We start from the raw sequence: 26,040 nt of genomic DNA, 5'->3' as shown, positions 1-26,040 counted from the left end.
TACTATATCTTAAATAGGAGGTGCTTTCATGGACAAAAAAGAATTTGATTCAAAGGTGAAAGAAATTATTGCCGAGATAGAGCGCTTAAAAAATATCATGGATTCTCCAGAGCAGATACTACAGAACTTCTATGATGCATATAAACCCAATCTTCTGCAAAAGACGATGGAGTTTCTTGGGTATGGAGAAGACGAGGTATATGAGGTCCTGATTGGACAGATTAGCAGGTTGCCGGCGCTTTCCAACTGCAAAATCACACGGGCGACAAAGGAACCGCTATCCCCGCTGCGCATCAGTTATCGTGATCCGGAGTTTGAACTGATGATAATTGATATTAAGGCCCATCGGTATGAAAGCGTTTTTGAATCTGTGGTTAAGGGACTGGAGTATCGGGTACGAGATGCGGAAAAGGTGCGTGAAACGGCACAAGCCAATGTGAATGAAATGAAAAGCCTGGAGAGCAGGGTACGAACCATCTGTGCCGGCGAGATTCCTTTACGGAAGACTTCTTTCCAAAAGAGAGGCGCCTTAAAGAATTATTTGACAGGTTTAGGCTGGTATACAAAGGAAGCTGCTACACGAGCTTGTGACAATACAGGGGCTTTTCTTAATAACATTCAAGAAGAAATCGATAAACGGCAGTCCATCTTAGCTGAAGCTCAGCAGAAATATTCCGAGTGCTTGTCTGCTCAAGAGAGCTTTGAAAACAATCCCTACCTCCAAAATGCGGTCAAAGATCTGACCGAACTGCTGCAAGAGAGTGGTTATACCAGTCGGAATAACCTGGTATCTGCCGGATAGGAAAAGCAGGTCCATATAGAACCTTGACACTGGAAAAATTTTGGGCTATGCTTTTACCATTCAGTATTGATTTTTCTGCTCCCTTGGAGCTAAGTAAGGCTCCAACTTCTTCGGAAGTTTGGATGGCTGGTGTAAACTAAAAGGCATGATTGCGCCCAAATGGTGCTGTCATGCCTTTTTGTTATGTAAAATCAATTCTGAAGAAAACGAAATAAGTAAAAATTCAAGGAGGAACAAAATCATGTTTATGAAGTCTGTTTTCCACGGTCGTCTCACAAAGGCTATTGAACTGAAGCATTCAAACAATGGTCATGCTGTGTGTCGATTCCAGCTTGCCTGTGATCGCTATGTTGGTGGCGATAAAGGAACAATTACAGAATATCCTTCATTCGTTGCCTGGCGTGGCCTGGCAGAAAGACTGGCTAATAACACACAAAAGGGCTCTGAATTGCTGATTGAAGCTCAATATACCAGCTACAAAAAAAATATCGAGGGCGAAAAGTATCCTATCACTGTGGTGGAATTTGAAGTTCAGAGCTTTGATTTCTGTGGCAGTAAGAAAGATGGCGCAGCAGCGCCACTACAAGCTACGGCACCAGCTTCTGTTCCCAATAAAACGCCGCCGGCCACAATGGATTATTCCGAGCCATCTTATGATGACTTTGAAGAATTGGAAGGCAACGATAATGACCTTCCGTTTTGATGCACACAGCTCCTTGGTTTTATGATTTTGGCTGCCCACAGCCTCCAGCCGCCTCCGGGCGGCTTTTTTTCTGCGAAAATGATTGGTAAAATAACGGTGCCGCTGGTTGACACCGGAAAAAAAGCGACCTATAATTTAACTATACTTAAATTATATATCTTTACCTAATGGGTAAAAATGTGCGATGTGATCCTGTTGAGCTTGCTCCAGGGAACCGCAGCTTTCCGGTGAAGATTGGGAACTGGGCACAAAAACTCCCCTTTTTCTGCTTCATCAATATATTTCTTGGTATCTCCTAAATGGAGCGCAAAATGTGATTGACTTTTTGCTTTCCGTTTAGGAGATACGGCAACACCTCCTACCATGCTGGAGCTGAACGGCAGTGCCGTATAAATAACGCATGATGCCGCCTGCTGTTAGGCGAAGGGGCAATGGTCCGAGTTTTATACAGCCCCCTCTTCTGCACAGAGGCAGATAAAAAATCTGAATTGTGCAGCCCATGTATTTACCTCTTATTTTCTACCCCGGCAATTTGACGCAGCAGGTGCAGCTGTGTCAACGGGCAGATTGGCCGGCCGCACACCGGATCAGCTGTCCTAAAGCGATTGTTTCAGAAAGCGCGATCTGAAACGGTCGCTTTTTTTATGCTTTTGCACTATATATAGGATGAAGGAAGGTGAATACCATGATTTCAAATAATATGAGCCGAGATGAACTGATCAGCTACCTAACGCAGTTTGTTGACGCCATCGAGCATAACTGGGAACTCTCTGAAGAGGAAGCAGAATTTGTTGACCTGCATAAAAAAATTATTGCCGAACTTAGTCGGGGCCGGATTTATAAGGTCAGTAACATAGAAGCAGTTGGTTCTATTTCAAAACTGCATAGTCCCAAGGAATACAATGTCAGATATTTTGCTTCTTTGAGCGCTGCCAAAAGAGAATTGCGGCGACGGGCGAAGGAATTATCTAAACACCCTTTTGTTGCCCGACCAGATGAAGTGGCCGAATTGGGAATTGATAGAGGGATTGCTCCTAGTCTGACCCAGAGCATTGTAACAAATGCGGACATCCAGATACCCGTGCCTGGGCGATTTAAAATATACGAAATTCGTATGCTTCAAAAACGCCAAATTGTTCCAGTGCAGTTTGTATTAACCTCTATCAATGTTGCTGCCTCTGGTCCTGAGAAAACAAAAAAGAAGAGTCGAAATACTCATTCATCTGCCGAGGCAGAAAAAAGGGGGATCATCATTCCCTTCCCCAATATGGAAAAATCATGAGCGGAGGACAAGCAGGCTACTTATAAGTATCAAATCTGACATACAGACAAAAAGTATTAAAAGTTATCTATGAAAAGGTATCGCAGGTTTGAAATTCCCATACCAAATGAAACGGTCGTTAGTTTTGATATGAAATTGAAGAAAGGAGAGATGGCAGTGAGTCGCTATGGATATGTCCGGATCAGCACCCGAAAGCAGAGCATCGAAAGGCAGATTAGAAACATCAAGGCAAAATACCCTGAAGCAGTCATTGTGCAGGAAACTTACACTGGAACCACGATTGACCGGAAAGAATGGAGTAAACTGTTTAGCCGTGTAAAGGAAGGTGACAGCATCATCTTCGATAGTGTCAGTCGAATGAGCAGAAATGCGGAGGAAGGGTTCCGTACATACGAAGAGTTATTCCGCCGGAATGTAACCCTGGAATTTCTCAAGGAGCCGCACATCAACACAAGCGTTTACCGGAACGCCCTGGAAAATGCGATACCGATGACCGGCACCACCGTCGATTATATCTTGGAAGGTATTAACAAATACCTGATGGCGCTGGCAAAGGAGCAGATACGCCTGGCGTTTGAACAGGCCGAGAAGGAAGTCACCGATCTGCACCAGCGTACCAAAGAGGGAATTGAAACCGCTCGCCTAAATGGAAAACAGATTGGCCAGCGGCAGGGTATCGTATTGATAACGAAAAAGAGTCGGGATGCAAAAGAGGTCATCAAAAAGCACTCCAAGGATTTCTGTGGGACGCTGAACGACATAGAAGTGATGAAACTGACAGGGCTCTCCCGCAATACCTATTATAAATATAAGAGAGAATTGAAGGAAGGCATGGTCGCCGATGATGAGGCTGCCGGCCAGGAGGTCCTTCCAGATGAAAGCCTTTAAGCGAACCCGCCCGAAAGCTGGAAGCACGCTGATACTCTACATCTCTGTGATAGGCGAATTTAGTATAGCACCGGTTATTTTTTGTATTCTCATTGGTAATATGGTCGATTTCTTGATCGACCTACCCTTCAACTCTGAAGTTTCTATCCGGGGAAAAGTCGTTTTGACCCTTATGGCCACACTCTACTACTATTATAAAAGGATATGCAGTATGAAGGAACAGCCGGACAGAAGGGCCGGCTCCCGTTTAAGAAGGCAATCTTGCGAACGAAGGAGCGGGATGGGGTCAGACCAGGCTTGACAGTCAGATTTTGACAGCGTATAATGAAATACCGAAAAAGCCAGCAAAAAAAGACTGCCCGCAAGGGCAGCCTTTTCCTACTTTTGCTTCTGCTCCAGGTGACTTTTCGCTGTTGTCAGGGCCTCCGAAACAAATTTTGGCATTCTGACACCGCAGGTGATAAGATTTTCGCAGATGGAGATGCACTCATTGATCGCTATGTAGAGGCCCAGTATCCTCCCGATGGGAGAGGAAAGCGTTGGACCGGCTACATACTCCATCAGCGAATCCAGGCACATACCGAATACCAGCGCAGAAACCAAAGCGGTCTTGCGCCAGAAACCTTTATAGCCGATGGTGCTGTTGATGCGTCCTTCTATCTTCGCTTTGGCAAGGCCGGTGGCCAGATCAATGACGATAAAAGAACAGCAGAGCAAAAGTATGGTGCCATAGCTTTCCGATAAGGCAGCCAAGGCGCCGCAAAAGCCGGCGAACATCGCTTCATTTTCATCCATTTTTATCCCCCCTTTCTCTTTGCTTACGGTGAAATGGAGCCAGGCTAATGAAGGAGTGTTTATTGTGAAAGTGAGATTTTTGTTAGTAACGATTGCCCTTTGTTTGTGCTTGAGTGCTTGCTCACAACGAAAGGATATTACTTCCGTTAGCAGCGAAGATAATAAAATATCCTCAGCTGCTTCGGAGTTTTCTGAAAGTGAGGAAAAAAATATAGTTGAAGAAAATTCCTCCTTTTTTATCAACACACTTTTTGAATCTGAAGAATCTTTTGAAGATATTAAAAAGATATGCTTTTATGATGGGACAATGGGCGAGTATCACACTATTACAGATGCCAATAGTTTGCAAAAAATCATTGAATACTGGAGTGATTTTCAGTTTTATGATGAAGAACCCGATACAGACCCTATTACTGAAAGTTTGACTCATGGCTGTTTGTATTGGTTTGAGTTTTACGGAACTGCTGACGAAGACAAACCTATCTTTTGTATTGGGTTAGAGCCGTTTTTTGTTATCCAAAATGAGGAAAAATATGGCCCATATAAAATAGTTTCTGATACAGCAATCAATGAAATACTTAATTTAATATAGTAAATAAGGGGCGATCATAATTTGACCGCCCCTTATTTATTATTAAAGAATCTGCATGGAGAATCAACTTATTCCTGATTATTCATACATACCATACTCGTAGTATCGGTTGGGGAAAGAAACATCAGGGAAGAAATTGACAGGGTTAATGGTGTTAGAAGTCGAGAATCCATCACCATAGTATTGGGCAGAAGTCTTTGTATTGATATCCAGGTGAAGATGTGCAGTATCACTTGCCCCTGTATTGCCTACATATCCTAAGAGTTCGCCCGCAGTAACGGTATCACCGTATCTTACCAGCGGAACATCCCGCATATGAAGGAAGCGAACATACATAGGGCGATTGGTAACAGGATCATTTTGGTTCATTTTAAGGACAACAAAATATCCCATAGTGCCATGCGGAGCACAGTTGTCAATATTGACAGTTTTATTTCCAGAATGCTGGAATGTACTGCCACCAACCGCATATACTGTAGCCTTTGCAGGTGCACGAAGTTTAATTCCTGCATTACAAATTACATCAATACCCCAGTGCAAATGATAAACGCCACGAGGATCATAACCATAGTAGCCAAAAGAATTGCTCTTATCATCAAACACATATTTCCAGTTTAGTGCAGCATAGGGATTACTGGGGTTCGGATTTTCTTCCTCACCAACAACTTCCACAATCCAATCCTGGCTTTTGGGAGTTACACCCTCTTTCTTGTACCAGTAGACATTACCAGCTGCATTAACATCCTTGCCTGCAGCTGTACCAGAAGCATTTTCATTAGCTGTCAGATACTTAGTAGTATCATTAGCCAGTTGGATCTGCACATACGATACTTCGCCATTGCTGTCATAGCTATACTTTGGTATGATGTAGGAAGTTGCAGAAGGAGCATAAACATGTGCATTATAATTTTTGACATTTGCGGTGGAAGAAGATCCTGTAAACTGATCCAAAGCCAAAGCGGTATTAGCCTTACAAACAAAATACTTTCCCTTGCTTGTTTCCTTATAGATCCACTGCTGGCATGTATCATTCGCATCGTACTTATACAGGCACACATTTGTAAGTGCTGCAGGCTTGGAATCAGACAGCACATTCAAAGCTCGTCTGGCACTATCCGCCCGGTTAATCAGCCGATAGGTTTTGCCATCTTCGAATTTCTTCATTATAATTTTCCTCCTATAAATTGATTTCTGAAAACCCTGTTCCATCCGGCACTCCGCGGCGAGCTGTCAGGGGTAGGGCTTTCACTTGCTTCGAGGTGGTCTTAAAACCCTCTCACTTTATATCCTAAAAACGGAGTATATCCGGGAGAGATTTTCAAAATTTTTTTAGTTTTTCTCGAAATATTCTTTCAGTTTCTTCAAAGCAGTATTTCGACGCCAGCGAATACTGCTTTCGTCTACCCCTTCCCGCCGAGCAATCTGTGTAATGGTGTGTCCCTTAAAATAGATCTCAAAAAGTATCTCCCGCTCCTTTTCCGGCAAACAATTCAGCGCCGCATACAACTCACGAAACGCTTCTTTCCGCTCCACCTGAGATTCGGTATCCTCTGCTCCAGGCAGCGCCTCCAAAATATCGTTTTCTTCATCACCCATACTACTGAATGTGCGGACTCCAAAGTGCCGGGCACGCTCTTCTTGATAGCGTTCCTGCCTTTCCCCGCCATACCAGGCATAGTAGACCTCCTGACTGACCTCGATTTTCTTACCCTCCAGGGAGATGTAGTAGTGATCACGAATTGCCTTTTTTCTTGCCATTGTTGTTTTCTCCTTCCCGCTGCGGGGGCCGAGAGGAGAAAACAAAAGGCCGCATGATGGTGGACATTCCTAAGCGCAATGAAGAAGCAGAGTTCGTGAAAAACTCTACCATCATGCGGCTTAGGAAGTCTTCGCCATCAGGCGGCCCCTTATAGCACAGCTATACCTATTCTATTGTGTTTAGTTCAGATAACTCTGTATAGACAGAGGAATCCTTCTCATGTTCACCAGGTCAAAGACAGTTTCCCTGCCACAGACCTTGCATTTACTTTGAATATGCCCACGAGCATCGTCAAATACGATAATTGAACGATGATGGCAATATGGACACTTCATACTGCGGTATCCATGTCCAGCGACAGCAGCTTCGGCCTGACGGATTTTATCCATCATATCAGGCGTTGGCGGAACAAATTCTCTTTTCATAATACAGCATCTAATGGGTCAAAAGACTCCCTTGCCCTCCTTTCCTCAAGGTAGTCAAAGTATTTGAGACGAATCATCAGGGCGGTGCGGGATACACCAAGAAAGCGGCTCATATTGTCCAGACACTTATACCCTTCCGGTGAAAGTGAACCCGCAAAGCAAGCCAGTTTCTCGCCATTGGTAAAGGTGAACAGCGACCTGTCCAATAATTTCTTCGGCATCAGCAGTGCCGCTCCCAGGGCATTTGCCTGCCACTCGTTCCAGTCCTCGTGTGTCTTCAGTTCACGCAGGGAAAACGCACGCCTTTGAGAATATGGCCTACAAATCTGCTCCTGAGATATTGCGGATTCGTACCGATAAAGTATCTGGTGCGCACACTCATGCGCCAAAGTGAAACGCCGCCGCCCTTCCAGGGGGTAAGTGGCCTTATCCTCTGATATTAGGCTGCGATCCAGCAGCACCATACCAGGGCAAAGGTCTATCTGGATATGCGGCAACGCCAGCGTACACCCTCCATAGGCAGCTACACCTAAGATACTGCCATCTGAAGAAAGGTTCTCATAGCAGACGGTGAGGTTCAGATATTCAGCCGCCAGCCGGTCAATATCAATGGGTTCAAACTCGGGCCAGGCGCCGCTATAAAAATCGGACAGCACAACATTTGCAAGCTCGTCCAAATTTGATTTTGAAAGAACGACCAATCGTATCGACCTCCATTCAGAAGAGGTTAGTAGATATAATCGTATGCGTAGTCGATTTCATCCCCATCTTCGTCATAAACATAAACCTCCGCCTTGAGCCGGTAATCGTAGGATGTGCTGAGCCCGCTGGCCTCTCCAGATGCAGAATAGTAGGTTTTGGAAGAGGTTTTGGATTCCAGGTTACGGTAATTGCGGTAGGTGCGCCCACCATCGGAGGAGCGCTCCAGTGTAATGACCGTCTCAGAGGAGTAACTTCCCCCAAGTACCACATAAGTTTCACCATATACAGAGGTGGCATTTACCTCTCCATCAAAGGTGAACTGCCGGATATGCGCATATCGGGCATTGGCAGCGTAGGCGGCGCAGGTCGTGGCCGCAAGGATCAATACGGCCAACCCCAGACTGATAAATTTTTTCATAAAATTTTCCTCCTTTTTGAGTTTGCTCTCATATAATAAGACGGACCATAAAGCCAAATGCAACCAAAAAACGAAAAAAATTTTGAAAAATCAATCCTGCAAATGCTGAATCCCTTCAGCAAAGAGTATTGCTTCATCCGTACTCAAATTGGTAGATACAGAGAGTAGGCTTCCTTTCACGCTCCACATAATCTGTGTGGAGCCTTCTTTTACCACCAATAAGCCCTCGCTGTTGTCGATTAGTATACCTCGTACCATTTCAGCATTCTCAGTGTCCAGATGGACAGCAGCTTCGCTGGTTGGAACAATTTGCCGAAATAGAAGATATAAAGATAGGTCATCACTATTGGAATAACTTGCGTTTAAGCTATATCGGGTCTTTTCAATATTATCCAAGTCCATTTTGTCCGGCAGATAAGTAGGTGCAAAAGACATACCGGCTGAGATATATGGGGTATAATCCGCCGGATTTGTTTCTGCCTCCTGGGGCGGATAGATCTGTGTGTATTTGTCGTGACGGAAACTCATTAGCTGGTACAACACCTCCCAGGCGTCGGCTGATGCAAACAGAATCGTTCCTGTTCCTACTGAAAATACCAGAAAATATGCCGCTGCTCTTGCCAAAACTGGAGCTGTATATTTTAGAGTGTTTTGCATTCTTAAATGTCGTTGGTGCTGTTGGAACATCCGTCTGATCTGGCGTATTTGGGCACCAGAAGGGACTTGCTGTTTTGCTTCTGCATAAAGGCGTTCATTTTCTTCTATTAACTCGCGTCCCTCAATTTCTAAAAGGCCCAATAAGGCTGTATTGAATAGCTCGTCCTCAAATCTTCGCTTTTGCTCCTCGTTGTTATAAATCATTTGCTTTCTCCTTTATTGGCATTTCCCAGGACTCTTTTACCCTTCTTCTGGCACGAACCAGAGCCATTCTTACAGAGCCCTCCTTTATTCCCAACAGATCAGCAATTTTCTTATCGCTATAATCTAAAAAGTATTTATAAATCAAAATATCATGATCTCTCTGTGGCAGCTTGTCCAACACATGACCTAAGCGTATCAGCGGGTCTTCCTCAACAAAGTAACTTACAGGATCTTCCCAAACCTTTTCTTCTTGCGCACCCTCCAGTATTCCTTTAGATTCAACCAGATTTTGCTGTGATATTGCTTTGCGGCAACAGTCATAAGCACAGGATTGAACTGCTTTAATTGCATAACCCACAAGCTGAGGTTCATTGAGCGATGTGACCGTATGGAGATTGCGAATCAGCCTGGCCATCGCGTCATGTATAATATCTTCTGAAAGTTTCGTATCATTGGACAGGCCGAATTTCGAGAGAACCTCGGCGGCTTTCTTTTTCATCAGAGCATAATACTGGATATAAAAGTTTGTCAGTCTATTGCGATCTGTTTCATTTTCAATCGCTTGCAGCATAATAAAAGTCATTTTTACCACCTCCCTTCTATTAAATATGACGAAGCTATGCGAAATTTGCAACATTTTGCTATGTGAAAAATTGCAGTTCGTGAAGTGACTTGACACTGGAAAAAATACGGACTACAATCTTAGTTGTTTCAATGTTTTTTGCTCCCACAGGGGGTTAAGTAAGGCTCCTGCTGTTTAGAAATTTGGAGAGCCGGTCTACTTATAATGGCACAGTTGCGCTTTGTAGCGTGATTGTGCCTTTTTTGTTGCCCCAAGTGCCGAGGCAGGCGCTTTTTACATAGAAAACGATTATAAGTCGAAATTATGGAAGGAGATATTTCCATGAAAAACCAAAGACAATACCCCCATGCGGGACATCAGCTGCAGGTTATTTGCCAGGATATGAAAAACCCAACAATTATGTTGTACTGCAATACCTGTCAGAGACACCTGGAGGTGTGCAGTTATTCTGCGGACAGCCTTGTGTTTTATATTGCATCTCCCTTATCCGCAGCGACAGAGGCCGAAATGGAGCTGAACATGAAGCGGGCAAGGAAGTATCAGGCCGCTGCGTTGGACGCTATGGAGCGTGATTTCCCAGACGAGCAGGTATTTACCTATGCTCCCCACGCATATCTGCCGGAGATTATCAACGACGCTGAGCCGGCTGCCAGGAGGATGGTTCTCCAATATGGTTTAGAAGTGCTTCGGCATTGCTCGGGTCTGATTATCTGCGGTCCTGTAATCTCGGCGGGGATGCAGGCAGAGATTGACTTTGCAAAAGAGCATAATATCCCACTTTACCGCTTTATGGATGGGAAAATAGAGTTTGTGGAAGGGGCGATGCTGCGTAAAAGCTCGGAAAATCTGGGCGTATTGACGAAACAGATGGAATGATATAAAATATAGAAGGAGGTGAAAGCTGTGGATTTTGACAGAAAACGGCAAAAGGATCTGGAGCGCATTCAAAACTATCGTCTGATTGATGATACCTTTATGACTGTAGTATTCAAAGACAAGGCATGTTCGCAGCTTCTAATCAACCGCGTACTTCAGAGAGATGACCTGAAGATTATCGAGGTTCATACACAGGATGATTTAAAGAACCTCTGGGGGCGTTCTGTACGGCTGGATATTCTGGCCATTGACAGCGAAAATGTCCTCTACAATATCGAGGTACAGCGTGCGGATAAGGGAGCTTCCCGCAAACGGGCGCGGTACAACAGCAGTATGATGGATTCCAATGTCACCGAGCCAGGTGATGAATATGAGAAGCTGCCAGAAACCTTTGTCATTTTCATCACTGAAAATGATTATTTTGGGAAACAGCTGCCGCTTTATCATGTCGAGCGTGTTATCCAGGAAACCGGTGAATTGTTCGATGATAAGGAGCATATCATATATGTTAATGGGCAGTACCGTGGAAATGACCCAATGGGGGATTTGATGCATGACTTTTTCTGCAAAAACCCTGATGATATGAGCAATAAACTACTGGCGCAAAGCGTCCGGTATTACAAAACCGAAGAGGAAGGAGTTAGTCAAATGTGTAAGATTTCAGAAGAAATTCGGAATGAAGGTAGAGCCGAAGGCAGAGCTGAAGGCAGAGTCGAAGATGTCAAAAAGCTGATGAAAAAACTCAATTATACTTTCGCTGCTGCGTGTGACTTTTTGGAACTTTCAACAGATGAACGCTCCCAAATAGAAAAGCTACTTCAATAGAAAAACCCCCGCCTTTGGCGGGGGTTCTCTTTTTATCCTTGACACTGGAAAAAATCCGGCTTACAATCTTAGTTGTTCAAATGTTTTTTTGCTCTCTCTGGGGGCTAAGTAAGGCTTCCGCGCTACCGTGAGCATGGGAGCTGGTATAAACCGTAAGGCATAATTGCGTTTTTCAGCGCAGTTGTGCCTTTTTTTATTATCTATTCAAGTACCTGTTTCGGTTAAACAGGTGCTTTTTATATATAGAAAACGAACAAAACCCTATGATTTTGAAAGGAGAATTTTAAGATGGCTTGTATCGCAGTTATGGATCTCCGCCCCGTTGAACAGAAATTTGTATTTTCAAAGAAAGGCAAATCGGCAACGCTGCTGTGTTCTTTTCAGGGAAAGTACAAATCTGAATATTCTATTCAGATAGAACTTGTTATTTCCTACCGGTCTGGTGTACGCCCTCTGAAGGAAACCGCTGCCTGGCTTGAGAAAGAAATTGCCGCTGGCAATCTCCTGCGTGTTACAGGTGCCGTTCGGCGGATGCTGTACCAGGATCGGAAAAGCGGCGAGGAAATTGACCATATCCGGCTTTATGCCTGGGATGTCTGTATTAGCGCAGAAACCGACCCGATCTATTCAATGATACAGATGGAGGGAGGTGTGCGGAAGGTTTCCGACTCGGATATCTTCAAGGACACAGGCACATATCGCAAGGTGGCATTTACCCTGTTTTGTAATCCGGATACAGATTTTGAGCAGGAAACCTACCTCTCTGTATATGCTACCGGATACAATGAGGTTGCCGACAAGGTGAACCGGCTGAATTTGAAAGAAAAGTCACATGTCATTGCCCATGGCAAGTTTGAGGCTACCAGCTTCGGCTTGCTTGGATTAAAACTGTACGACCTGGGCTACGCAAAGCGGCCACAGACTAAAAAGGGAGAGAATTAAAATGGTTTATGGAAAAAACACAAAAACCTACCAATTTCTGATAGGGGTAGCTTTGCTGTTCTGTCTTATGCGGTTTTTTGCCGCGCTGCCAGCTTTTATTAAGGTATCTTTGCTGCTATTTGTTGGCGTCGGCCCTTGCCGGAACTTGTTCATAAAGAGTTTCCGTCTTTGTAAAGAGCTGGCACAGCCGTTTCTGAAAAGTCTTCAGGTGGTCGTTTCTTCCGGAAAAGAGACGGTGCATAAGGCATCTGCCGGATATAAACGGGCAGCGAATATCATGTCAGCTGTGCAGAAGATGAACGATGAAGAGTTCGAGGAAAAATTTGGCGTATTTATACGGAATGATCCTGCTGCGCCGGAGTCTTCTTCTCTATCCGCACACTCGTTTATGCCGGAAGCGCTTTGTGTACGGCCAGTCAACGAGGAAGAAGCTGTCCAAATTGCTACGGCGTGGTGGAGTGAGGAAAACGAGTATGGCACAGGGGAAGACCGCCTTGCGGAACTGCTCTCCAATATCGCCAATAAAAACCCCACAAAACATACCTGTTTGCTCAATGAGTACGAGGAACTTCGGCTGCCGGTCGAGGTTCCTGTACTTTCTGCCTTAATTGCTATCCTGGAGGAAAATGGCATAGCAGCGGATCTTACAGAAGATGGGCAGTTGATTGTGAGCTGGGGGCAGTCGATGGATGGACTGGAAGCCGGCCAGCATTGATATGAAATGATAATGGAAAGGAAATAAATATTATGCCGAAAAGAACGCTTTACACAATCGTCACAGATCTTTTATCACCAACTGTTTTGAATGGCCGGATGGAAGTTCTGTTTTCTGATGCGCTGGCGCAGTATGGCATTCCAAATCACACGACTAACGCAATGGCCAATGTCGTAGGTAAGGAAGCCGACAGCACAGGTTTTCGTCTGTTTGAAGTCAAAAGAAATCCCGCAGCTTTTACATCATCCAATGCGGCCGGCTATGCCGCCGATGATGTAAGCCGCTATTTTTTTGAGTATTCCTTGGGTGATGAAGTGCTCATTTTGGAATATTCCCGTTTTGAACATTATGAGCTCAGAGGAAGCCGTTGGGCAGCCGGCGCCTGGCATGATCTGTCGCTTATTGACGGAAAAACAAAGGAGGCCATCGTAGCTATGCTTTATGCCATCATGTTGGCAGAAAGCAACGCGGGGACCTTTGCCACCATCGCAGCCCAGTTTGCCAGAGAATACAACTCTATGTTTACCTGTGGCCCAAACCAAGGAATTTCCATTGTCAAAGAACTTTATTGCCAACTCAAAGACAATGTTGACCCTCGAAAAGAAGGTGAAATGGAGGCCCCTTTCAAGGCCAATAGCACTTTCCTGAACGCCCGTAATAGCTGTTTGAAGCGATTGATGCACAGCGAAAAGATTGGATATACCATGACCGACAATCCCCGCGTTTTTTTCGCTTCTGACTTGCAGACAACACTCTGTATAGAGGGGGGCAATGTGGAGCGCATAGAGACGCAGCTTATTGTATTGGATGGTATTTTGAAAACCATAACGCCATCCACTGTTACGAAATTGGAAGCAAATATGTACTCGATCAACCCTGACAGGGTTTATGACGAGGAGGATAGGAGCCGGCTGCTTACTATCCCCGACTGGTACATTCCCGTTCCATCTGTACTGAATATCGCCAAAGCGGTAGCTGGTTCGTCAGTCTTTAAGAAGCCCTTCCGCAATGTTATGATGCGAGGCCCCGCTGGTTCTGGAAAAACTGAAGGCGCAAAAGCATTGGCAACCATGTTCGGTAGTCCCTATGGAGTCATTACCGGACATGCTGAGATGGAGTTTTTTGACCTCACCAGCAACCTTTTCCCCAATACGGATTCCCCTATCCAGAGTGATGCTGAACTGTATGACTATTTTTTATATGCCATGCGTGACAGCGACCTGGTATTACCGAGCTTTTTAGAGATTGCTTCGATGCCGGATGTTATTTATGAGCATATCACAGGCCGGAAAAATGACCAGGCAGGCGAGGCAGAATGTTTTGCTGCGCTGGTTTCCAAGTTAATGAGTGCTTGTAAGAAAGACATCAGCATGTTTGGTGGGGAAAACTCTAAGTTCAAAGTAGTTCACTCAGATCTTACCCTGGGTTTTCAAAAGGGGTGGCTGGTAGAGCTGCAGGAGATGAACACGATTTTAAAGCCAGGTGTGTTGGTTGGACTAAACAATATTCTGGAGCATGGGCAGCTCCGGCTGCCTACCGGCGAGGTGATCCAGCGCCATCCGGATACGGTTGTTGTGTTTACGCAAAATGTTGGCTACGCCGGCACGACGGATGGAAACCAATCAGTATACAGCAGAATCGAAGTGAAATGCGACCTGAATCATCCCAGTGAAGATGAAATGGTATCCCGTATCCAGTCGCATGTCCCAAATCTCTCCGAAGCAGATTGCCGCACAATTGTGCAGACGGTAATTCGTGTGCAGGAAAACTGCCCACAGGAAATTGAGGGGGGTAGCGTAGGGACAAGAGAAGCAATCAACTGGGCAAAGATGACTGTCCTGTTGAATGGAGATATGCGGGCAGCCGCTGAATTGACCATCCTTCCTTCCGTTGGTGAAGACCCAGATGACATTGATCTCGTTCGTACAAATATCCACCAAAGTATTGCCGAAACAAATTGAGGTGCAGTATATGAAAAACCGAGTTTCTATTTTGAATTTACAGCTTGCCAGTTGGCGCAAGCAGAAGCATCTTACCCAGGCGGAAATTGCTGAATTGCTCGGCATTTCGCTGAAGACCTATTGGAATTATGAAAGCGGCCGGAGTATTCCTCCGGTGTCGGCTTTTCTGGCGTTGGAGCAGATATTGGATGTTCCTATCTGCACACTGTATGAGTCCTTTCAGGATTACAATGCCTATATTCCACCGTTGAATCTATCTGTCAATAAAGAATAAAGGAAGGAACACGCTCATGTCTAAAAAGAAGAACCTAATGAAAGAATACCAGAAGACGCTAATCACTCCAGTCACGATGAAGAAGGCGCTTCTTGAAGCCCGCGGCGAGCTAAGCGACCAGGATGTATTTCTCAGTGCGGCTTACCGCCGGCAGCTGAATAGCCTCGGTTCTTATTTGGTAGGTCGCACTGGCCGCAAGGATATTGCTATATCCGCACGGGTAGAGTGGGATGATGGCGATGACCCGTTTACCGCTTACACAGATAATAAAGCGGTGGTACTCAATGCAGCCTATCCAGGTATCCAGAAGCGGAAAAGGCGGATTGACCGGCACATGTGCATTATGGGAATGGCCTGCCATGAATTTGCTCACTGCTTGTTTACAGACTTTACACAGCTGAAAAGACAGTATGAAGCATTTATAGACGGAAATCTATACCCCGGTGTTCCCAAAATCACTCCGGCCAACGAGCAAGGACTGGACGGTATCCAGAATATGTTAGAGAAAGGGCCGCTTACCCGCAGGGTAGTGGCCCAAATTTATAAGAATTTGGATAATGTGATAGAGGATGCCTATATCGAACGCTCACTTACAGTGCTACATACGGGAGATGCCAAAAAGTCACTGAAAATGCTTAATCAGGCTTTTTTCGGAGAGGACTTTATGGAATCTATACGGAGAAAAGAAGTAGAAGATCCGGCATTATTCCAGAGGGGTTGGTCGATTTTTCAGAATGCGCTTTTGACCCTGCTTAAAATGGGAGCAGTCAACCTTGATCCCGCTTACCATCCGGTGATAGCGGATATCCATAACCGCCTTTGTGCGCTTGCTCCTCGACTTATGCGGGAGGTGGAAAACTCCAATGTGCGAGCGCGAAAGGAGCTGGCATTGGATCTTATACTGGAAAACTGGGACCTTCTGGAAGGAGAAATCAACTATGAACTTTCCCAAATGAGCGAAGAAGAAAAGGCGATCGCTAATCTTACAGATGAAGAACTGGAAGAAATCCTAAAGCATATCATCGAGAATGCTCTGAAAAATATCGGCGTTGACCATGAAAAACACAACAACAGCAATTCTGGTCTTCCGGTCCGAGTATTTATTGAGCAGCCAGCCCCATCCCAGGAAAATGGTGAGGAAAACACAGATGATGGTACAAATGATGAAGGTGGGAAGGATGAAAACAGCTCGCCTGCTGACAGCGAAAACGGTAAAAACGCTGTAATCCGTATTACACCAGAAGATGATTCATTTGGTGGAGATGATTCCATGCGCAAAACGCTGAACAGCATCGAAACTGAACTGTCCAAACAGACAGCGGAAGAAAAGACTGAAGAGCAACTGCGACAAACCTTGCAGCAAAATGCAAACTGTTCTGCTGTAAACGATACCTGGAGCGTCAAAATTATCCGTCCTCCTGAAATACTCCAAGATGGTATCAATCGTTACGAGTATATTTGGCCAAAGATTTCCCCAGTCTCCAAGTCGCTCAAAAAAGAACTTTTAAAGATTTTGCGGGAGCGCCGGCAGGGAAGCAAGCTGACCGGCTTGATCCATGGCCGGCGGCTGGATACCCGCAGTTTATACCGAACAGATGAAAAATACTTCAGCAAGACCAGGCTCCCCAGTGACAGGCCAACGGTAGCGACTGCCCTGTTGATTGACCAGTCCGGTTCCATGTGCCGCCATGCAAATGACAGCAGTGGGCAGGGCTTGTTTCAGAACAAGATTCAGGCAGCCAGCAATGCAGCGCTTCTGCTGTATGATTTTTGTGTTGACCTGGGCTTTCCTATCATGGTAGCCGGGCATACAACAGACTTTGGAAGTAAAGTGATCCTTGAAGTGATGGCGGCTTTTCAAAAGGTAGATAAGCAGGACAGGTATCGTATTTGCAACGCAAAGGCTTTGTACGGAAACAGAGATGGCACAGCGCTGAACTATATGCTTTCAGAACTGAAAAAGCGGCCGGAAGAAATCAAACTGCTTTTTATCATTTCAGATGGGCTTCCTTCGGACTATTTCAGCGGCGAAGATGGAGTGGCGCACCTGCAGGCGGTATTGGCCGATGCGCAGAAATCCGGCGTGTTAACCTTCGCAGCTGCACTGGATGAAGATATTCCGCAGCTTAGAGAGATCTACGGCGAGAATATGTTTGAAATGACAGACCTTGCCCGGATGCCCCGCACACTTTTAAATGTAATGAAGCGTTTTGTGAAATAGAAAGGAAAAATGACATGGCAAACAACAAACAATATCAGACAGATCCGACTCAAATCGCCTTTTTGAGCAATAAGAAAACACTGGTGGCCGCCTGTGATTATTTGCAGCCGCCGGATCTGAACGGCGATCCAGATAAATGCCCCGCCAGCCTTCATGCACGATATAGTCGTATCAAAATCAATGTGACCGATTTTGAAAAGAACCCATCGGTATTTTTGAGTTTCAACCTGGACCCCTCAGAGATTCGGCTTCTGCACCAGAAAATCAGTATGCTGACCATGACGGAGAGAGAATTTTCGTGGGCTGTAACCAAGAATTACAGTGCTTTCGGCTCTGACCGCATGGAAATCTTCAATATCACCCGCGTTCCGCTGAGGAATGGAGAAAAAGCAAAATACCCCTGGACCATCTCTATTTCAACAGGAACATCTGCCAAAAACAGCGGAAAATTTCAATCGGAGAAATCTGCAAGAAAACTGCTGTCGGATGATGAAATGCAGCGCTTTTTTGGCGACATTGTTGCCTACATCTCTGTTTGGGAAATGACCTTTGGTGCTCCTTTTATCCGCAATGTCATTGAACCTTATAAGAAGGAGCGAAAGGAGATGCAGAAGAAGGCGAGACAAGATGCAAGGAAAGGAAAAAGCACCGGGCAGTACGATGAAGCGCAACAGGTGCCCTCTTATGGTGATTTTGATGATGAAATACTGTAAATTTTAGAGAGGAGAAATCAAAAAGATAGCAGCTGCTCTTGACACTGGAAAGAATCCCTCATACAATTTTAATTGTTCAAATAATTTTTATGCTCCACAGGAGTTAAGTAAGGTCCCTGCTCTGAATAAGAATGGTTGACCGGTCTAAACAATAAGGCATAACTGCGTCTAATGGCGCGGTTATGCCTTTTTTATTATTGCCAATTCAAGTGCCTGTCAGGTCAGACAGGCGCTTTTTATATAGAAAACGAACACAAACCTGAGATTTGAAAGGAGAATCCCTATGTTATCAAACAAGGTATCAACAACAGGTCAGCTATCTTTTGAGGACCTAACAGCGATTGTTCAGTCCAGTATCAGCGAGCCATCCTCGATTCTACCTGCGGAGGTGTCCTGCCTGTATATTGATGAACAGGCTTGGGAAGCGATGTTTGCTGAGGAGAATCCTGAATCTGAAGCAGCTGCCTCAGCCGAAGAAGGTCCGGAGGACGAGTTGGAAATGGAGTTTGACTTTGAAGAGGAAACGGAGCCTGCACCGGTTCTGAATATCAGGACCCGCAGCGGTAAGTGCCAAATTTATACCCCAAAAAGCGAACCAGAACCGATTCGGAATGAAAAGGACCGGATTGCAGCAAATATTAACGCGATCAGAGAAATGGAAAGGCTGAATGCCGCCGGAACCTATGCGGATGCAGCAGGTCAGGACTGCCTGGCTGCTTATTCTGGATGGGAGGACATCAACTTTGAGGCAAATGCGGTGCAGCTGAGCGCACATTTTTCGGATGATGAAATTGAAGCGTTAAAGTCTTTACCGATGTACCCTTACTCCCTGAGCCAATCAGTGAGCCGTATTTTGGAAAACATCCTGCGCTTTGCGGGGTTCACCGCCGGAAACACCCTGCTGTATGGCACCGGAAATGGAAGTCTCTTGCGGGCGCTGCCAGAAAAGATGGTAAAGGAGAGCCGTATTACGATTGCTGCCACAGATGCGTTAAATGGCGCACTCAATTCGTTCCTGGCACCTGAAACCGAGGTCGTTTTTTGTGAGGACGCGATGCGGGAAAGCTATTACGATGCGGCTTTGGCCCTAATCCCCATGTATCCCAAAGGCACAAGCATAGTAACTGGGTGCCGGAAGGGAGAGATTGAACTGCCGAATTACGCAGCTTCCATGCTGCGGATTTTCAGTGCTGTCCGTCCGGGTGGCTTTGCGATTCTTATAATGGAAAGCCAAAATCCATACGACGAAGCAGACCTTCGATATACCCCATTTAAGCTATCCTCCTCTCCGCTGCAATTTATAGGCGGCTTGCGTCTGGCAAATGATGCTTTTGCTGATGGAAGGTGTTACGATATTCTTGTTTTCCATAAAACAGGGAAAAAAGTTGCACCAGAAGATAGTCAGTTCGCAGGGTGCCCTTCGTTATGGGAGTATTTCACCAATACTCCTGATATGGTAATCGGAGAGTCCCCTCGCTATGTAAAGGGAACGCTCATACTGAACTCCTGGGATGAAGCTGAACAGTTGGCCAAAGCAGAATCCGCTATCTGCGGATGGGGTTGCCCGAGCTTCTACGAAGAAATCACAGTGGATTCTGAAACAGAAGAGGCAGAAAGCCTGCCAGCATACCCAAATGTAAAAAATTATAGTATGGTGGTGATTGGCAGTGAGGTCTATCAGCGCATAGACAGCCGCATGGTAAAGCAGAAACTTTCTGGTCGGGCGCTGCAAAGGGTCAAAGGAATGATTACTATTCGCAACCAGGCCAGAAAATTGATTCAGGCCCAGCTTGCGGAGTGTTCGGATGAAGAACTTGCACAGGAGCAAAAGAAGCTCAATGCTCTGTACGACGCTTTTGTGGCCGCAAATGGGCCGCTCACCAGTGCTGTCAACTTGAGGCTGTTCAGGGAGGATGCAGAAGTAACACTGCTCACATCGCTGGAATATACCGACGAAGAAGAGGTTATCCATAAAGCCGACATTTTCTCCAAACGCACAATTAAAATGCGCGCAGAAATTACCGATTGTGATACCCCCCAGGAAGCCTATACCATCTGCCTTAACCAAAAGGGCTGCGTTGATATAGACTACATGGCCAGCCTTTGCAAAATGGAGGAAAACGAAATAATTGAGGCGATTGCCGGTTCTCTGATATTCAGAGAGCCAACGACTGATCAATGGGCCGCCGCTGATGAATATTTGAGTGGCAATGTGGTTCAGAAGCTGGAGGAAGCCAAAGCAGCAGCGGAAACAGACAAAGCCTTTGAGGTCAATGTAAAAGCATTGCAGGCGATACAGCCTCCGCTGATTCCTTCTGAAGATATTGATGCTTCCCTAAGCTCTCCCTTTATCAGCGAATCGTATCTTGCGCAGTTTCTTTATGAAGTGATAGGTGAAGGAACGGTTGGACATAACGCCAAAAGTTTCCAATTCCAAAGAACGGCAAGCGGTTCCTGGAAAATCAGATGCAGATGCTATGTCAATCCCAGCAATCCACAATTTTATAATGTTTATGGCACAACAGATTACAGTGCTGTCTGGCTAGTGGAGCATTTGATAAATCAGACACCCATTGTTGCCATGAAAGACGGAAAGGACGCAGCTGGAAAGAAAGTGCGGGTGAAAGACACTGAGCAAACGGTTATCCTTCAGGAAAAATGTGAACTGATTGCCCAAGCGTTTCAAGATTGGATTTTTAGTGATCCTGTCCGAGAAGCGGAGATTGTCAGTCAGTACAACCAAACATACAACAATTATGTTGTTCCACAGTATGATGGCAGCCATCTGACCTTCCCAGGAATGACCTCGCGTATCGAGTTGAAGCCCCATCAGAAGAATGCGGTCTACCGCATCATTCGCGACAACGGCGCGCTGATCGGTCATGTTGTAGGCAGTGGTAAAACCATAACGCTGCTTGCAGCCGGCATGGAACTCAAGCGTCTGGGGCGGATTTCAAAGCCGCTGTACCTGGTACCCAATAACCTGTTGGCACAGTGGGGCGGAGAGATGATGCGTCTGTATCCTACAGCCAATATTCTGTTGGCTGATCCAGATGATATGCGTAAGCAGCGGCGGAAAAGGTTCCTTTCAAGAATTGCCACCGGAGATTATGACGCTGTTTTTCTCGGTTCTTCTTCTTTCAGCAAGATCCCAGCGCCATCACAAACGGTGAGCAGCCATCTTAACTGGATGGGACAAAAGATTTTCGAGACGAAATTTCCTGACCAGCCGATGCTCCAAAACCCGATAGAAAGCCTGCCTATGTTTATGCAGGAAGACATCCTGAAAAACTATCTGGCAAATGAGCAGGCCGAGTACAACCTGGAGGAGCTGGGGATAGACTATCTGTTTGTGGATGAATCCCATGAGTTCAAAAATCTCCGAAACCCTTCGGGCAGAGGTTCCATTCGCGGGCTGTCCAACAGCGCATCAGCAAAATGCACCGACCTGTATTACAAAACCAAATACCTAAATGCACTTCACCATGGAAAGGGCGGGTTCACCTTTGCCACTGGCACAGCCATTGTCAACAGCATCACTGAGCTTTACTCTCTTCAGCGGTATTTTCAAGAAGACCTTCTGTTTAAAAAAGGGATTATAAGCCTGGATAGCTGGATCTCCTTGTTTGGGAATGTCACTACTGAGTGGGAGCTGCCACCAGAAGGACTTAATGAGAATGGAGAGGGATTCCGCCAGGTCACACGCATCTCGTCCTTTAAAAATGTTCCTGAGCTGATGAAGATGTTCCTTCAGTTTATGGATACTGTTACCAGAGATGATATTGACATGGATACACCGGATGAAATCCATAAAACAATTAGTTGTCCAGCGTCTTTGGAGCAGAAGAAGTATATGGGTGAACTGGTCGAACGAGCCAATCTTGTTCGCAGCAGAAAAGTCAAGCGCAGCGAAGACAATATGCTGGCCATTACAGTTGATGGCCGTAAAGCTGCTCTGGACATTCGAATTGTCAATCCGGCCGCCTTCGACAGCGAAACCAACAAAGTAAGCCAATGCGCCAGGCAGATCATGGATTTTTACCGCAAATATCAGAACATCAAAGGGACACAGGTGGTCTTTAGCGACATTTCCACGCCAAACCAAAAGGCTTTCAATATCTATTCTGCACTCAAGCAAAAGCTGGTCAGCATGGGAATGCCTGAAGACGAAATCGCTTTTGCCCATGATTTTAAAACGCCAAAGCAGCAGACCAGTATGCGCCTGAAAATGCAGACTGGCCGACTGCGGGTTCTCATTGGCTCCACTGCTACCATCGGCCAGGGAGCGAATATCCAGAATCGGCTGATTGCGCTGCACAACTTGGATGTACCTTGGGTTCCGAAAGACATTGAGCAGCGATTGGGACGGATCGTTCGCCCTGGCAATATGAATGCCAGAGTCTTTATTCTGAATTATGTCACAGAGGGGTCATTCGATGCCTATATGTGGCAGACTATTGAGGTAAAGGCTAAGCTGATCGCTCAGATCCTGCGCGGCGACTATTCTCGGAGGACGATTGAGGACAGCGATACCAAGGCGTTGACCTATTCGGAAATTAAGGCCATCGCCACCGGCGATACCCGTTTCCTCCAAAGGGCTAAATTGGAAGGTGAGATTGCCAGACTGGAAACTCTCAAACGCAATTTTGAAAATCAGAGAAGCCAGCTGAAGCAGGATGTCCATAAAAATCTCCCTAAAGCAATAGAAACCCTTCGTAGGCTGATCCCCAAAATTGAACAGGACGCCGCAAGTATTTTGCCCTATAAGGAAGCTGCTGTTTTGGAATGCAGGGGTGTGCGGTACATCCTGAGTGACATAGAGCAGTTAAAAGCTGCGCACAAGGCGTTGCCCCAAAGTCTTGTTGGCTACAAAACGGGAGATATTATTGGAACCTACAATGGCCTGTCTATTGTGGTTGCTGAACGGCAAGCCTGGACATCGTTCTATGACAGCAAAAATTCTATAGTTGTACTCCAGGGGCGGACTTCTCACCGGCTTGAAACAGATAGATTTATCTATAATGGTCGGGCCATTCTGGATATGTGCCATGAAATTGCAGCACATATTCCAGATTCCCTGGATAAGAAGAAGGAAAAACTTCATTCAAACGAAATGGCTCTTGATGCAGCCACAGCGTTGTTGAGTGAACCATTTGAGCAGGAAGATACTCTGATGAAGCTCAAGCAGGAATACGAAAAAATCACCCTATCCCTGATTGCATAATCTACAGAAGGCCCTCCCCTTTTCTGGGAGGGCCTTTTTCATTAGAGGTTAAACCGAGTTGCTTTTTGAAGGAATCGTCACTATATCTGTATTAGAAGCTATAAAGGAGGTTTTTATGCTAAACGATGGAACACTTTTTTTCTATATCTTTTCCCTAACCTGTCTAGGCATTCTGGCAACCGCATGGGTGTGCGAAAAATCAAAAATTTTTGATGAAATGGTGCTGTTTTCCAGGCTAATAGCCAAATCTTTGATAACTGGTGTCGCCGCGTCAGGAGGCGCTGTATCCATGTACATGAGGCAGGATATTTCCCATTTTGATTTTTATATTGTGTTTTTGAATATCCTCTTTTTCTACCTGTGCTTTAAGTTTTGTGCTGCTTATGCAACAGCATATCTTGCCAAATGGCACTATGTCCTGTATGAAAGGTCTGCTATGCGGCACAAAAAATATCTTTCTATCGCAAATTTGCAGCAATATATCAATGGTTTTTTGATACCGAATTTTCCCAAACATACCGAAGAAGTCATCTGCTACTTCATAAGGAAGTGCTCAGAATATAGTTTCAAAAACAACTTGGAATGGAGGGAAACCGAATGAAAATTTTATCCTGTGGGGCTGGTATGCAGTCAACAGCGCTGGCGTTAATGAGTTGCGAAAATGCAAAAGCAGGTAAACCAAATTACCCAGCGGTGCCTGTTTATGATGCTGTGATATTTTGTGATTTGGGATTTGAACCTCCTTGGGTTATGCAGCAGGCGGAGTTTATCCGCTGTGCCTGTGAACAGGCCGGCATCTTTTTCAAAATAATCGAATCGCCGCTTTATCAGGATTTCATTAAAAATTATGGGGAACGCCGAACCATCAGCATTCCCTGGTGGACGCTGGATAATAATGGGCATAAATCGAAGATGCCCCGAAACTGTACGATTGATTACAAGGTGCAGATGGTTTCCAAATATGTTCGCTGGGAGCTCTTGGGCTACCACAAAGGACAGCGGCTTCGAAATGAAGATAAAAAGGCGCATGAGATGCACATGGGGTTTAGTTTTGAGGAAAAGAAACGGTGCAAGGAGAGCTCCAATCCGATGCTTGTCAATAAATTTCCTCTTGTAGAAATGGGTTGGACACGCGCTGACAGCTACGCTTACATACGAGATACATGGGGTTTGGAAACAAAGGCGTCAGCCTGTACTTTTTGTCCCTTTCATCGAAATTATTTTTATCAGTATTTAAAAGAGAATGAGCCGGAGCAGTACAATCGGCTGATGAAATTGGACGAATTGCTGCAAAATAAACTCCCAAAACCGCCGATGAAGTCCAGTCTGTATATCAGCCGGAACAGGAAACGAATCATGGATTTAACCCCGGAGGATTGTGATGATGCAGAATATTTTGAGTACCAAGGCCAGAAGGTTTGGAATGGGTTTTAGAGATAAGGAGGTTATTTTATGAAAATTCCCAAAAGTATCCGCACATTCGTACAACATACAAAGCAGTATTATACGCCATTCTTTGGTGTAAAAAGTGTTCAGCATTTAGCAATCGCTGGATTTGCTCTTGTAGGTATTATCACAGGACTAAGCGTTGCAGTGACCCATGCAGGGGTTGCTGCCTGGGTTGTCGAGGATATTCTGAACAGGGACATCTTAGAGGGCGAATATGACTATATGCTGAACAAGGATGCACCGCAGGAATCCAACAACCGCTTTCATCTTCAAATGCCTATGATGCTGGAAGGGTATCTGAAAAGCTCGATCTATATGTCGGATGGGAATGGGGACATGACAGGGCCTAAATTGGATACAGCTTTAGAGATGGCCATACAGCCCAACTTCTGGAGTTCCAAAGATTTTGAACTTTCCACACCGGAAGAATGGGAGGAGGCAGCGGAGGATGCCGCCGAGTTTATCGAGGACCGGCCCCCGCAGTCTGGGCTAAAGTAAGGAGAGGTTATGATGTGTATTACTACCCCATCCAAACACACAATCTCATTTTCAAAGGCTGTCCTGTTGATGGTACTTGCAATCGTTCTGCCATGCGTTATTTTTCAGGGAGTTTTAATGCTGATGTATGTGCCCAGTGACAGCATGGCCCCAACTATGGCAAACGGGGACTGTCTTATAGGCTGCCGGCTGGCGCCTGACCCGCAGCGGGGAGATATTGTTGTTTTCCAGGCAGAAGCACTGATGATCAAAAGGGTAGTCGGGTTGCCTGGTGAAGAGGTTCTTATTTCCCCAAATGGCAAGGTGTATATCGACAAGGTGCTTCTGGAGGAACCGTATGTTGTATATCAACGAGAGGGGCAGGAGCAGACCTTTCAAATTCCTGATGGGTGCTTTCTACTGTTGGGAGATAACCGGCAGCACTCCTACGACGCCCGGTATTGGGATGATCCCTATATTCCCAGAGAGAAGATAATCGCTGTCGCAAAATACAAAATAGGGGGCGGCTGCCTTGAATGAGCTGTTCCCCACA

General features: G+C 45.6%; 26 protein-coding genes. 18 read left to right on the top strand and 8 right to left on the bottom strand.

Annotated elements, in window-relative coordinates:
* Positions 1-28 precede the first annotated feature (28 nt).
* The 4 genes from FMM72_RS00515 (at position 29) to FMM72_RS00500 (ending at position 3,675) form a co-directional block, all read left to right on the top strand.
* Positions 29-802, top strand: coding sequence for a hypothetical protein (locus FMM72_RS00515; RefSeq protein WP_162220223.1), 774 nt, complete (start codon positions 29-31; stop codon positions 800-802).
* 241 nt (positions 803-1,043) lie between these two features.
* On the top strand, positions 1,044-1,505 hold the full coding sequence (locus FMM72_RS00510) for a single-stranded DNA-binding protein (RefSeq protein ID WP_162220222.1): 462 nt from the start codon (positions 1,044-1,046) through the stop codon (positions 1,503-1,505).
* 676 nt (positions 1,506-2,181) lie between these two features.
* The gene (locus FMM72_RS00505; protein WP_162220221.1) at positions 2,182-2,787 is read left to right on the top strand and encodes a hypothetical protein; all 606 of its coding nucleotides are present in this window, start codon (positions 2,182-2,184) and stop codon (positions 2,785-2,787) included.
* A 150-nt stretch (positions 2,788-2,937) separates the two neighbouring features.
* Positions 2,938-3,675: a recombinase family protein gene (locus FMM72_RS00500; RefSeq protein ID WP_162220312.1), complete on the top strand. Its 738-nt coding sequence runs from the start codon at positions 2,938-2,940 to the stop codon at positions 3,673-3,675.
* Between the two features lie 378 nt (positions 3,676-4,053).
* Here FMM72_RS00500 and FMM72_RS00495 read toward each other — a convergent pair whose 3' ends face one another.
* Entirely contained in the window at positions 4,054-4,470 is a 417-nt protein-coding gene (locus FMM72_RS00495; RefSeq protein ID WP_162220220.1) for a phage holin family protein, read from the bottom strand.
* A 64-nt stretch (positions 4,471-4,534) separates the two neighbouring features.
* Here FMM72_RS00495 and FMM72_RS00490 point away from each other — a divergent pair, with 64 nt between their 5' ends.
* Entirely contained in the window at positions 4,535-5,062 is a 528-nt protein-coding gene (locus tag FMM72_RS00490) for a hypothetical protein (RefSeq protein WP_162220219.1), read from the top strand.
* A gap of 78 nt (positions 5,063-5,140) precedes the next feature.
* Here the strand turns inward: FMM72_RS00490 and FMM72_RS00485 are convergent, their stop codons facing one another.
* The 7 genes from FMM72_RS00485 to FMM72_RS00455 form a co-directional block, all read right to left on the bottom strand.
* Positions 5,141-6,226, bottom strand: coding sequence for a M23 family metallopeptidase (locus FMM72_RS00485; protein ID WP_162220218.1), 1,086 nt, complete (start codon positions 6,224-6,226; stop codon positions 5,141-5,143).
* Positions 6,227-6,391: 165 nt separating this feature from the next.
* On the bottom strand, positions 6,392-6,820 hold the full coding sequence (locus tag FMM72_RS00480) for a sigma-70 family RNA polymerase sigma factor (protein WP_162220217.1): 429 nt from the start codon (positions 6,818-6,820) through the stop codon (positions 6,392-6,394).
* 180 nt (positions 6,821-7,000) lie between these two features.
* The gene (locus FMM72_RS00475; RefSeq protein WP_162220216.1) at positions 7,001-7,246 is read right to left on the bottom strand and encodes a hypothetical protein; all 246 of its coding nucleotides are present in this window, start codon (positions 7,244-7,246) and stop codon (positions 7,001-7,003) included.
* Positions 7,243-7,947: an ImmA/IrrE family metallo-endopeptidase gene (locus FMM72_RS00470; protein WP_162220215.1), complete on the bottom strand. Its 705-nt coding sequence runs from the start codon at positions 7,945-7,947 to the stop codon at positions 7,243-7,245. Before FMM72_RS00470 ends, FMM72_RS00475 begins: the two co-directional genes overlap by 4 nt.
* 26 nt (positions 7,948-7,973) lie before the next feature.
* A complete protein-coding gene (locus FMM72_RS00465) occupies positions 7,974-8,366 on the bottom strand; it encodes a hypothetical protein (protein WP_162220214.1) in 393 nt (130 codons plus the stop codon).
* 90 nt (positions 8,367-8,456) lie between these two features.
* Positions 8,457-9,227 carry a DUF4367 domain-containing protein gene (locus tag FMM72_RS00460; RefSeq protein ID WP_162220213.1) on the bottom strand — a complete coding sequence of 257 codons (771 nt, stop codon included), beginning with the start codon at positions 9,225-9,227 and terminating at the stop codon, positions 8,457-8,459.
* Positions 9,217-9,810: an RNA polymerase sigma factor gene (locus tag FMM72_RS00455; RefSeq protein WP_162220212.1), complete on the bottom strand. Its 594-nt coding sequence runs from the start codon at positions 9,808-9,810 to the stop codon at positions 9,217-9,219. The genes FMM72_RS00460 and FMM72_RS00455 overlap by 11 nt, the downstream gene beginning before the upstream one ends.
* Before the next feature lie 519 nt (positions 9,811-10,329).
* Here FMM72_RS00455 and FMM72_RS00450 point away from each other — a divergent pair.
* The 13 genes from FMM72_RS00450 (at position 10,330) to lepB (ending at position 26,027) form a co-directional block, all read left to right on the top strand.
* Positions 10,330-10,686, top strand: a complete 357-nt coding sequence (locus FMM72_RS00450) for a hypothetical protein (RefSeq protein ID WP_162220211.1) — start codon at positions 10,330-10,332, stop codon at positions 10,684-10,686.
* Between the two features lie 27 nt (positions 10,687-10,713).
* Positions 10,714-11,511, top strand: coding sequence for an Rpn family recombination-promoting nuclease/putative transposase (locus tag FMM72_RS00445; RefSeq protein ID WP_347561204.1), 798 nt, complete (start codon positions 10,714-10,716; stop codon positions 11,509-11,511).
* 288 nt (positions 11,512-11,799) lie between these two features.
* Entirely contained in the window at positions 11,800-12,453 is a 654-nt protein-coding gene (locus FMM72_RS00440) for a hypothetical protein (protein ID WP_162220210.1), read from the top strand.
* Between the two features lies 1 nt (position 12,454).
* The gene (locus tag FMM72_RS00435; RefSeq protein WP_162220209.1) at positions 12,455-13,168 is read left to right on the top strand and encodes a hypothetical protein; all 714 of its coding nucleotides are present in this window, start codon (positions 12,455-12,457) and stop codon (positions 13,166-13,168) included.
* Between the two features lie 32 nt (positions 13,169-13,200).
* On the top strand, positions 13,201-15,129 hold the full coding sequence (locus FMM72_RS00430) for a hypothetical protein (protein ID WP_162220208.1): 1,929 nt from the start codon (positions 13,201-13,203) through the stop codon (positions 15,127-15,129).
* A 10-nt stretch (positions 15,130-15,139) separates the two neighbouring features.
* Positions 15,140-15,403 carry a helix-turn-helix domain-containing protein gene (locus FMM72_RS00425; protein WP_162220207.1) on the top strand — a complete coding sequence of 88 codons (264 nt, stop codon included), beginning with the start codon at positions 15,140-15,142 and terminating at the stop codon, positions 15,401-15,403.
* Between the two features lie 16 nt (positions 15,404-15,419).
* Positions 15,420-17,624 (top strand): hypothetical protein, encoded by a 2,205-nt coding sequence (locus FMM72_RS00420; RefSeq protein WP_162220206.1) that lies wholly within the window; start codon positions 15,420-15,422, stop codon positions 17,622-17,624.
* 14 nt (positions 17,625-17,638) lie between these two features.
* Positions 17,639-18,337 carry a hypothetical protein gene (locus FMM72_RS00415; RefSeq protein ID WP_162220205.1) on the top strand — a complete coding sequence of 233 codons (699 nt, stop codon included), beginning with the start codon at positions 17,639-17,641 and terminating at the stop codon, positions 18,335-18,337.
* A 283-nt stretch (positions 18,338-18,620) separates the two neighbouring features.
* Positions 18,621-23,561, top strand: coding sequence for a DEAD/DEAH box helicase family protein (locus tag FMM72_RS00410; protein ID WP_162220204.1), 4,941 nt, complete (start codon positions 18,621-18,623; stop codon positions 23,559-23,561).
* 115 nt (positions 23,562-23,676) lie between these two features.
* Positions 23,677-24,162, top strand: coding sequence for a hypothetical protein (locus FMM72_RS00405; RefSeq protein WP_162220203.1), 486 nt, complete (start codon positions 23,677-23,679; stop codon positions 24,160-24,162).
* Positions 24,159-24,995 (top strand): hypothetical protein, encoded by an 837-nt coding sequence (locus FMM72_RS00400; protein WP_243157682.1) that lies wholly within the window; start codon positions 24,159-24,161, stop codon positions 24,993-24,995. Before FMM72_RS00405 ends, FMM72_RS00400 begins: the two co-directional genes overlap by 4 nt.
* Positions 24,996-25,013: 18 nt before the next feature.
* A complete protein-coding gene (locus tag FMM72_RS00395) occupies positions 25,014-25,508 on the top strand; it encodes a hypothetical protein (RefSeq protein ID WP_162220201.1) in 495 nt (164 codons plus the stop codon).
* Between the two features lie 9 nt (positions 25,509-25,517).
* Complete coding sequence (gene lepB, locus FMM72_RS00390; protein ID WP_347561203.1) at positions 25,518-26,027, top strand: signal peptidase I; 510 nt, start codon at positions 25,518-25,520, stop codon at positions 26,025-26,027.
* The last annotated feature ends 13 nt before the right edge of the window (positions 26,028-26,040 follow it).

This window comes from Anaerotruncus colihominis, assembly GCF_010206195.1.
GTDB classification, from domain to species: domain Bacteria; phylum Bacillota; class Clostridia; order Oscillospirales; family Ruminococcaceae; genus Anaerotruncus; species Anaerotruncus colihominis_A.
Note: the sequence above shows the minus strand (reverse complement) of the source record. Positions and strands in the feature narration are given on the sequence as shown.

What these genes read in the sequence shown, in the direction of transcription:
- FMM72_RS00515 (WP_162220223.1), top strand. Translation starts at nt 29, where the DNA reads ATGGACAAAAAAGAATTTGATTCAAAGGTGAAAGAAATTATTGCCGAG.
- FMM72_RS00510 (WP_162220222.1), top strand. Translation starts at nt 1,044, where the DNA reads ATGTTTATGAAGTCTGTTTTCCACGGTCGTCTCACAAAGGCTATTGAA.
- FMM72_RS00500 (WP_162220312.1), top strand. Translation starts at nt 2,938, where the DNA reads ATGGCAGTGAGTCGCTATGGATATGTCCGGATCAGCACCCGAAAGCAG.
- FMM72_RS00495 (WP_162220220.1), bottom strand. Translation starts at nt 4,470, where the DNA reads ATGGATGAAAATGAAGCGATGTTCGCCGGCTTTTGCGGCGCCTTGGCT.
- FMM72_RS00485 (WP_162220218.1), bottom strand. Translation starts at nt 6,226, where the DNA reads ATGAAGAAATTCGAAGATGGCAAAACCTATCGGCTGATTAACCGGGCG.
- FMM72_RS00480 (WP_162220217.1), bottom strand. Translation starts at nt 6,820, where the DNA reads ATGGCAAGAAAAAAGGCAATTCGTGATCACTACTACATCTCCCTGGAG.
- FMM72_RS00475 (WP_162220216.1), bottom strand. Translation starts at nt 7,246, where the DNA reads ATGAAAAGAGAATTTGTTCCGCCAACGCCTGATATGATGGATAAAATC.
- FMM72_RS00465 (WP_162220214.1), bottom strand. Translation starts at nt 8,366, where the DNA reads ATGAAAAAATTTATCAGTCTGGGGTTGGCCGTATTGATCCTTGCGGCC.
- FMM72_RS00460 (WP_162220213.1), bottom strand. Translation starts at nt 9,227, where the DNA reads ATGATTTATAACAACGAGGAGCAAAAGCGAAGATTTGAGGACGAGCTA.
- FMM72_RS00455 (WP_162220212.1), bottom strand. Translation starts at nt 9,810, where the DNA reads ATGACTTTTATTATGCTGCAAGCGATTGAAAATGAAACAGATCGCAAT.
- FMM72_RS00450 (WP_162220211.1), top strand. Translation starts at nt 10,330, where the DNA reads ATGAAGCGGGCAAGGAAGTATCAGGCCGCTGCGTTGGACGCTATGGAG.
- FMM72_RS00440 (WP_162220210.1), top strand. Translation starts at nt 11,800, where the DNA reads ATGGCTTGTATCGCAGTTATGGATCTCCGCCCCGTTGAACAGAAATTT.
- FMM72_RS00435 (WP_162220209.1), top strand. Translation starts at nt 12,455, where the DNA reads ATGGTTTATGGAAAAAACACAAAAACCTACCAATTTCTGATAGGGGTA.
- FMM72_RS00430 (WP_162220208.1), top strand. Translation starts at nt 13,201, where the DNA reads ATGCCGAAAAGAACGCTTTACACAATCGTCACAGATCTTTTATCACCA.
- FMM72_RS00425 (WP_162220207.1), top strand. Translation starts at nt 15,140, where the DNA reads ATGAAAAACCGAGTTTCTATTTTGAATTTACAGCTTGCCAGTTGGCGC.
- FMM72_RS00420 (WP_162220206.1), top strand. Translation starts at nt 15,420, where the DNA reads ATGTCTAAAAAGAAGAACCTAATGAAAGAATACCAGAAGACGCTAATC.
- FMM72_RS00415 (WP_162220205.1), top strand. Translation starts at nt 17,639, where the DNA reads ATGGCAAACAACAAACAATATCAGACAGATCCGACTCAAATCGCCTTT.
- FMM72_RS00410 (WP_162220204.1), top strand. Translation starts at nt 18,621, where the DNA reads ATGTTATCAAACAAGGTATCAACAACAGGTCAGCTATCTTTTGAGGAC.
- FMM72_RS00405 (WP_162220203.1), top strand. Translation starts at nt 23,677, where the DNA reads ATGCTAAACGATGGAACACTTTTTTTCTATATCTTTTCCCTAACCTGT.
- FMM72_RS00400 (WP_243157682.1), top strand. Translation starts at nt 24,159, where the DNA reads ATGAAAATTTTATCCTGTGGGGCTGGTATGCAGTCAACAGCGCTGGCG.
- FMM72_RS00395 (WP_162220201.1), top strand. Translation starts at nt 25,014, where the DNA reads ATGAAAATTCCCAAAAGTATCCGCACATTCGTACAACATACAAAGCAG.
- lepB (WP_347561203.1), top strand. Translation starts at nt 25,518, where the DNA reads ATGATGTGTATTACTACCCCATCCAAACACACAATCTCATTTTCAAAG.